At 72.3% G+C, this 6,458-nt stretch carries 9 protein-coding genes; 8 read left to right on the forward strand and 1 reads right to left on the reverse strand.

The annotated features are described in order from the left end of the window. The first annotated feature begins 69 nt into the window (after window positions 1–69). From rsmD to mutM, 7 genes are all read left to right on the forward strand, one after another. The gene (gene rsmD, locus AC27L3_RS28580) at window positions 70–669 is read left to right on the forward strand and encodes a 16S rRNA (guanine(966)-N(2))-methyltransferase RsmD (protein WP_487236954.1); all 600 of its coding nucleotides are present in this window, start codon (window positions 70–72) and stop codon (window positions 667–669) included. Then, window positions 666–1,187, forward strand: a complete 522-nt coding sequence (gene coaD, locus AC27L3_RS28585) for a pantetheine-phosphate adenylyltransferase (protein WP_365968011.1) — start codon at window positions 666–668, stop codon at window positions 1,185–1,187. Before rsmD ends, coaD begins: the two co-directional genes overlap by 4 nt. Window positions 1,188–1,291: 104 nt before the next feature. Next, on the forward strand, window positions 1,292–2,422 hold the full coding sequence (locus AC27L3_RS28590) for an ATP synthase subunit B family protein (protein WP_487236955.1): 1,131 nt from the start codon (window positions 1,292–1,294) through the stop codon (window positions 2,420–2,422). Window positions 2,423–2,612: 190 nt separating this feature from the next. Beyond that, window positions 2,613–3,206, forward strand: a complete 594-nt coding sequence (locus AC27L3_RS28595) for a YceD family protein (RefSeq protein ID WP_487236956.1) — start codon at window positions 2,613–2,615, stop codon at window positions 3,204–3,206. Window positions 3,207–3,208: 2 nt separating this feature from the next. After that, complete coding sequence (rpmF, locus tag AC27L3_RS28600) at window positions 3,209–3,382, forward strand: 50S ribosomal protein L32 (RefSeq protein ID WP_086575354.1); 174 nt, start codon at window positions 3,209–3,211, stop codon at window positions 3,380–3,382. A 19-nt stretch (window positions 3,383–3,401) separates the two neighbouring features. Continuing rightward, the gene (gene rnc / locus AC27L3_RS28605; RefSeq protein ID WP_487236957.1) at window positions 3,402–4,217 is read left to right on the forward strand and encodes a ribonuclease III; all 816 of its coding nucleotides are present in this window, start codon (window positions 3,402–3,404) and stop codon (window positions 4,215–4,217) included. A 99-nt stretch (window positions 4,218–4,316) separates the two neighbouring features. Further along, window positions 4,317–5,210 (forward strand): bifunctional DNA-formamidopyrimidine glycosylase/DNA-(apurinic or apyrimidinic site) lyase, encoded by an 894-nt coding sequence (gene mutM / locus AC27L3_RS28610; protein WP_487236958.1) that lies wholly within the window; start codon window positions 4,317–4,319, stop codon window positions 5,208–5,210. 145 nt (window positions 5,211–5,355) lie between these two features. Here mutM and AC27L3_RS28615 read toward each other — a convergent pair whose 3' ends face one another. Then, window positions 5,356–5,745 (reverse strand): winged helix-turn-helix transcriptional regulator, encoded by a 390-nt coding sequence (locus tag AC27L3_RS28615; RefSeq protein ID WP_487236959.1) that lies wholly within the window; start codon window positions 5,743–5,745, stop codon window positions 5,356–5,358. 125 nt (window positions 5,746–5,870) lie between these two features. Between AC27L3_RS28615 and AC27L3_RS28620 the strand changes: the two genes are divergently transcribed. Beyond that, window positions 5,871–6,455: a flavodoxin family protein gene (locus AC27L3_RS28620; protein WP_487236960.1), complete on the forward strand. Its 585-nt coding sequence runs from the start codon at window positions 5,871–5,873 to the stop codon at window positions 6,453–6,455. The last annotated feature ends 3 nt before the right edge of the window (window positions 6,456–6,458 follow it).

A 6,458-nucleotide genomic window follows, 5' to 3' on the forward strand; every position in this document is an offset into this window, starting at 1 on the left:
ACGCTGGGTCCGGCGACGGCCCGTGCCGGCGCCCGCATCCCGCACCGCGACGAAGGACCGGAAAGACCCATGACCCGCGTGATCGCCGGCGCCGCCGGCGGACGCCGCCTGGCCGTGCCGCCGGGCACCGGCACCCGCCCGACCTCCGACCGGGCGCGGGAGGGCCTGTTCTCCACCTGGGTGTCCTTCCTGGGCACCCTGCAGGGCACGCGTGTGCTCGACCTGTACGGCGGCTCGGGCGCGGTCGGCCTGGAGGCGCTCTCGCGCGGCGCCGGGCACGTCCTGCTCGTCGAGGCCGACGCCCGTGCCGTACGCGTCATCCGCGACAACGTCCGCACGGTCGGCCTGCCGGGCGCCGAGGTGCGTACCGGCAAGGCCGAGCAGGTGGTGGCCGGGCCGGTTCCGGGGCAGCCGTACGACGTGGTCTTCCTCGACCCGCCCTACGCGGTCACCGACGACGATCTTCGGGAGATCCTCCTCACACTCCGGCGCAGGGGGTGGCTCGCCGAGGAGGCCCTCGTCACTGTGGAGCGCAGCACCAGAGGCGGGGAATTCCGCTGGCCGGAGGGGTTCGAGGCATTGAGGGCCCGTCGCTACGGCGAGGGGACGCTTTGGTACGGTCACGCCGCTTCGGCGTGCACTGCCGACAGGGATTCGGGCACGTCATGAATGGACCGGAGAGCGAGGAACCACCGTTGCGCCGCGCCGTCTGTCCGGGGTCGTTCGACCCCGTCACCAATGGGCACCTCGACATCATCGCCCGCGCGTCAAAGCTGTACGACGTCGTCCACGTCGCCGTGATGATCAACAAATCCAAGCAGGGCATGTTCACCGTCGACGAGCGGATAGAGCTGCTGCGCCGGGTCACGGCCGAGTACGGCAACGTGGAGGTGGAGTCCTTCCACGGTCTGCTCGTCGACTTCTGCAAGCAGCGCGAGATCCCCGCCATCGTCAAGGGGCTGCGGGCGGTCAGCGACTTCGACTACGAGCTGCAGATGGCCCAGATGAACAACGGCCTCTCCGGCGTCGAGACCCTCTTCGTGCCCACGAACCCCACCTACAGCTTCCTCTCCTCCAGCCTGGTCAAGGAGGTCGCGGCCTGGGGCGGCGACGTCTCCCACCTGGTGCCGCCGGTGGTGCTCGAAGCCCTGGGCGAGCGGCTCGCGCGACAGCCGCGAACTGACTGACCGTCAGAGCATGCCGGGCGGGGTCCGGCGGCCGTACAGTCGTCCCCGTTCCCTCCCCAGGGCCCGCCGGGCCCGAAGATGTCACGAAGGCGGCGATCGTCAAGGTGGACGTCCAGAAGAAGCTCGACGAGATCGTCGCGACCGTCGCCGGTGCCCGTGCCCTGCCCATGTCCGCCTCGTGCGTGCTGAACCGGGCCGACCTGCTGGCGGGCCTGCAGGAGGTGCGGGCCGCGCTGCCCGGCTCCCTCGACCGGGCCCGCGAGGTGATCGGCGACCGCGAGCAGCTGGTGGCCGAGGCCCACGCCGAGGCCGAGCGGATCCTGCAGGCGGCCCGCGACCAGCGTGGCTCCCTGGTCGCCGAGACCGAGGTCGCCCGCCTCGCCCGCGAGGAGGCCGACCGCATCCTCGCCGAGGCCCACCGCGAGGCGGCGGAGATCCGCGCCGCGGCCGACGACTACGTCGACAGCAAGCTCGCCAACTTCGAGGTCGTGCTCACCAAGACCCGCGGTTCCATCGACCGCGGCCGGGAGAAGCTGCTCGGGCTGCCCGGAGCGGTGCAGGGCGGCTACGAGGGGTACGAGGGCGGGGCGGCCGACGACGCCCCCGAGCGCAGCACCGACGCGCACACCCAGCGCCACAACGCCGACGCCTACGTCGACGCCAAGCTCAGCGCCGTCTCGGCCGTGCTGGCCAAGACCCTGGAGGCCGTCGGCCGGGGCCGCGAGAAGCTGCTCGGCGCGCGCCCCGTCGACGAGCTCGGCGCCCACCTCGCCGCCCAGGACGGCCTGGCCGCGGGCCGGCCCACCAGCGACGCGGACTTCCTGGCGGGTCTCGCCGGCCCTCAGGCGGCCGCCCCCGCCCCCCGGGCGGCCCCGGAGCCGCCGGCGGCCCCCGCGGCCCCGCAGGAGCCCGCCTGGGGCGACTACGCGCCCGCCGCGGGCTACTCCCACCAGCAGGGCGACTACGACTACGGCGGGCACTACCCGCACCAGACCGACCCCTATGCCGTCCCCGGCGGCTACCAGCAGACCGACCCCTACGCCTGGCAGCCGCAGGAGGCGCCGCAGGCGTACGGCACGGCGGCCGTCTACCCGGTCGAGACGCACCGGCAGACCCCCCAGGAGCCCCAGCCCCAGGGGCGCGGCGGCCGGGCGGCCGCGCTCGACGAGACCAGCTTCTTCGACACCTCGATGATCGACCTGAACCGGCTCAGGCAGTACGAGCAGGGGCACTGACCGGCCCCGCGGGCCGTCCGCCCGGGTGCGGATTGGGCCCAGCGGGGGCCGTCCAGTATCCTGGCTCTTCGGTCGCGCGTACGTCCCGCGATCCGGGCTGCCCGCCGTGTCTCGACCCGGGGGGTCGCCGTCACCGCAGCGTAGAAAGCAGGAAGCCCTGAACGCCCGCCTCGACCCCCGTAACCCTCTCGTGTTCGACACGCGCGAGCTGGGCCGGCGTCCCGGTGCGCTCAAGAGGGTCTCCCGCTCCGTCCCCGCCCCGCAGGACCTCGGTATCGAGGTCATCGGCGTGGCAGAGGGCGCCGCGGTGGAGCTGGACCTCCGGCTGGAGTCGGTCATGGAAGGGGTGCTCGTCACAGGCACCGCCCGTGCACCGCTCACCGGGGAGTGCGTAAGGTGTCTGGAGCCGCTCGAGCAGGAGCTCGACGTGGACTTCCAGGAGATGTACTCCTACCCCGACGCCGACGCCCGGGGCCGCATCGTGGCCGCGGACGACGACGTTGAGGACGATGAGGAGGACATGCTCTTCCTCGAGGACGACTTGCTCGACCTCGAACCGGTGCTGCGTGACGCGGTGGTGCTCGCACTGCCGCTGCAGCCGGTGTGCCAGGACGACTGCCCTGGTCTGTGCTCCGAGTGCGGGGCACGGCTGGCGGACGACCCGGACCACCACCACGAGACCGTCGACATTCGTTGGGCGGCACTGCAGGGACTCTCCGGCGACACGGCCGGCGAGAAGGACAACGCACCCCGTGCCAACGGGGATGACTCACAGGAGAAGTAGCCGTGGCTGTTCCGAAGCGGAAGATGTCGCGCAGCAACACGCGCCACCGCCGGTCGCAGTGGAAGGCTGCGGTCACCCCCCTGGTGGCGTGCGAGCGCTGCCACGAGCCGAAGCAGCAGCACATCGCGTGCCCCAGCTGCGGCACCTACAACAAGCGCCAGGTCCTCGCGGTCTGATCGGCGGGTGACAGGCTCCATGTCAGACGCCACTACGCCGAAGAAGGCGCCGGCGGACACGGCCTCGTCCCACACGCTTCTGGAAGGGCGGCTCGGGTACAGCCTCGAGACCGCCCTTCTGGTGCGTGCGCTGACTCACCGTTCCTACGCGTACGAGAACGGCGGGCTGCCCACCAACGAGCGGCTGGAGTTCCTCGGGGACTCCGTGCTCGGCCTGGTGGTCACCGACACCCTCTACCGGATCCACCCCGACCTGCCGGAAGGCCAGCTGGCCAAACTGCGGGCCGCGGTGGTCAACTCGCGGGCGCTGGCCGAGGTCGGCCGCACCCTGGACCTCGGCTCCTTCATCCGGCTCGGCCGGGGCGAGGAGGGCACCGGGGGCCGGGACAAGGCATCGATCCTCGCCGACACCCTGGAAGCGGTCATCGGCGCTGTCTACCTCGACAAGGGCCTCGACGCGGCCGCCGAGCTGGTGCACAGGCTCTTCGATCCGCTGATCGAGAAGTCCTCCAACCTCGGCGCCGGCCTGGACTGGAAGACCAGCCTCCAGGAATTGACCGCCACCGAAGGCCTCGGCGTGCCGGAATACCTGGTCACCGAGACCGGTCCGGACCACGAGAAGACCTTCACGGCTGCTGCCCGCGTCGGTGGTGTCGCGTACGGCACCGGCACCGGCCGCAGCAAGAAGGAAGCCGAGCAGCAGGCGGCGGAGTCCGCCTGGCGCGCCATCAACAGCGCCGCCGAAGCCCGCGTCAAGGCCGAGAAGGCCGCGGCCGAGGCGGGTACCGCGGTCGAGGCGGCCGGGCAGGGCGACACCGCCGAAACGTCCGGCTGACGCAGCATCCTGTTCACCGCCGGGCGGCCCCTCGTGGGCCGCCCGGCGGTGGCGTATCCCGCGTCTTCAGTGACCAAAGATCGCGACGAAGGAGCACCGTTGCCCGAACTGCCCGAGGTCGAGGTCGTCCGCTCCGGCCTGGAGCGCTGGGTGTGCGGCCGCACCGTCGCATCGGTGCAGGTCCTGCACGCCCGGGCGGTACGCCGCCACATGGCCGGCCCCGAGGACTTCGCCGCCCGGCTGACCGGGCAGCGCCTGGGCACCGCCCGGCGCCGCGGCAAGTACTTGTGGCTGCCGGTCGAGCCGCCGGCCGGGCCCGCCGCCGGCACCCCCGCTCTCGCCGTCCTCGCCCACCTCGGCATGAGCGGCCAGCTCCTCGTCCAGCCCCAGGGCTCGCCCGACGAGAAGCACCTGCGCATCCGCCTCCGCTTCGCCGACGCCGAGGCCACCGAGCTGCGCTTCGTCGACCAGCGCACCTTCGGCGGCCTCTCGCTGCACGAGACCGTGCCCGGCGACGCCGAGGGCCTGCCGGACGTCATCGCGCACATCGCCCGCGACCCCCTCGACCCGGCCTTCGACGACGACGCCTTCCACGCCGCGCTGCGCCGGCGACGCACCACCGTCAAGCGGGCCCTGCTCGACCAGTCGCTGATCAGCGGCATCGGCAACATCTACGCCGACGAGGCGCTGTGGCGCACCCGGCTGCACTACGACCGCCCGACCGCGGGCCTGACCCGGCCGCGCACGGCGGAGCTGCTCACGCACATCCGCGAGGTCATGAACGAGGCCCTCGCGGCCGGCGGTACCAGCTTCGACAGCCTCTACGTCAACGTGAACGGCCAGTCCGGCTACTTCGACCGCTCCCTGGACGCGTACGGGCGCGAGGACGAACCGTGCCGCCGCTGCGGCACGCCCATCCGCCGGCGCCCGTGGATGAACCGCTCCAGCTACTTCTGCCCCCGCTGCCAGCGCCCGCCGCGCCCCACCACCTGAGCGCCCCGTAGGGGCGCGGGGCGGTGTCGATGTGCGGCTGCCGCCGCGTGGGCGCGATCGGCTATCGACGGCCCGCAGTCGAACGCGCCACCCCGAGGCCTGGGCGAAGATCCGCCGGACAGACCCTCAAACGCGCTGCCAGCGCTCACGCGCGCTCGGCGTCGTACCGGGTGCGGGCTGCCAGCACGTCGGGCATTCGCTGCTCCAGCACCTCGACGAGGCCCAGCAGCCGGTCGGCCACCTCCTGCCCCAGCTCCGTGAGGCCGTAGTCGACGCGCGGCGGGTTGGTCGGCTGTGCGTCGCGCGAGACCAGGCCGTCGCGTTCGAGCGCATGCAGCGTCTGGGACAGCATCTTCTCGCTCACGCCCTCCACGCGGCGGCGCAGCTCGTTGAAGCGCAGGGTGTCCTCGCGCAGGGCGCACAGCGTCAGACCGCCCCAGCGGCCGGTGACGTGCCCCAGGGTCTCGCGCGAGGGGCAGCTGCGGGCGAAGACGTCGAAGGGCAGCTGGTCGTGGTGCTCGTCAATCGTCCCCATGCAGACACCATACTCCTGCACAGCGCTAACCAGAGGCTTGCGCTTTCCAAAAGTTAGTGCTTACCTTTACGCAGTGCTGGTCGCGCCAGCACCCCGCCGTAGCGAGCACCGTCCAGGGAGCCACCATGACCACGCCCGTCGTCTCGATCGCCTACCACTCCGGCTTCGGCCACACCGCCGTCCTGGCCGAGGCCGTCCGCGCCGGCGCCGCCGACGCCGGCGCCACCGTCCACCTGGTCGACGTCGGGCAGATCACCGACGAGCAGTGGGAGCTGCTGGACGCCTCGGACGCCATCGTCTTCGGCTCGCCCACCTACATGGGCACCGCCTCCGGCGCGTTCCACGCCTTCGCCGAGGCCAGCTCCAAGCGCTGGTTCACCCGCGCCTGGCAGGACAAGCTGGCGGCCGGCTTCACCAACTCCGCCTCCAAGAGCGGCGACAAGCTGCACACCCTGCAGTTCTTCACCGTGCTCGCCGCCCAGCACGGCATGCACTGGGTCGGCCTCGGCCTGATGCCGGGCTGGAACAGCAGCACCGCCTCGGAGAACGACCTCAACCGCCTGGGCTTCTTCCTCGGCGCCGCCGCCCAGTCCAACAACGACCAGGGTCCCGAGGGCGTGCACAAGGCCGACATAGCCACCGCCGAGCACCTCGGCCGCCGCGTCACCGAGCAGGCCCGGATCTTCGTCGCCGGCCGCGCCGCCGCCTGACGG

The organism is Streptomyces sp. PKA51, assembly GCF_057552455.1.

Excerpts from the sequence above, each read along its gene's own strand:
- AC27L3_RS28620 (WP_487236960.1), top strand. The coding sequence starts at position 5,871 with ATGACCACGCCCGTCGTCTCGATCGCCTACCACTCCGGCTTCGGCCAC.
- AC27L3_RS28615 (WP_487236959.1), bottom strand. The coding sequence starts at position 5,745 with ATGGGGACGATTGACGAGCACCACGACCAGCTGCCCTTCGACGTCTTC.
- coaD (WP_365968011.1), top strand. The coding sequence starts at position 666 with ATGAATGGACCGGAGAGCGAGGAACCACCGTTGCGCCGCGCCGTCTGT.
- rsmD (WP_487236954.1), top strand. The coding sequence starts at position 70 with ATGACCCGCGTGATCGCCGGCGCCGCCGGCGGACGCCGCCTGGCCGTG.
- rnc (WP_487236957.1), top strand. The coding sequence starts at position 3,402 with ATGTCAGACGCCACTACGCCGAAGAAGGCGCCGGCGGACACGGCCTCG.